Below are 669 nucleotides of genomic sequence, written 5' to 3' on the forward strand. Positions count from 1 at the left end.
TCTCTATGCTTCCTCTTTTCCTCTGATCCGGCAGACCAGTACCTGTAATAGCCGCTTCTGGACACCCCAGCCATCTTACATAAATTGTTCACCATGCGCTCGAGTTGATATCTCTGAATAACGGAACGGATCAGGATATATTTCTGGTCAGGTGACAATGTTAGTTGTCGCTCAGCCCCCTTTCCGCAAAGCGGATCTTTTTTAACAGTTCGTTCTCCGCTTTCAATAAGCGGTTTTGAGCTTCCAGCCTGGCGTTCTTCTCCTCCAGCGTCAGTTCCCTGGTAAGAGGCCTGCCCGATGATTGGCTTCTCGTATCCTGCAAACCCAGGGCACCGTTTTCCCGGTAACTCGCGCGCCATCTGTTTCCAGAGGATTTTACTCTTTGACGTCCGATGACGTTTACGTCGAACCCGCATTCTTCAAATATCTCCCTTGGCAGCTTGCCCTTCTTATTTTCTGTGATAAAGAGTTGCTTGAATGCATCGGTATAAGTGATTCCTTTCGAACTAACGGATTTCACATACGGATTATTGGTTAATTGCTTGATTTCGTTTTCTGTAAATGTCTTTTTACTCATGATCATTTCCCCGTCCCCAATTTTCTTCAATAAACACAAAATACCCTACAGAGAGACTTTTTTAAAGTGTCTACTCTATAGGGTACAGTTTA

1 pseudogene is annotated in these 669 nt (G+C 44.7%); it reads right to left on the minus strand.

What is annotated here, in order from left to right:
- Positions 1-583: pseudogene (locus PVA01S_RS26370) on the minus strand (HTH domain-containing protein); the annotation flags it as partial.
- Between the last annotated feature and the right edge of the window lie 86 nt (positions 584-669).

The organism is Paenibacillus validus NBRC 15382, from assembly GCF_004000985.1.
Lineage (GTDB): Bacteria > Bacillota > Bacilli > Paenibacillales > NBRC-103111 > Paenibacillus_G > Paenibacillus_G validus.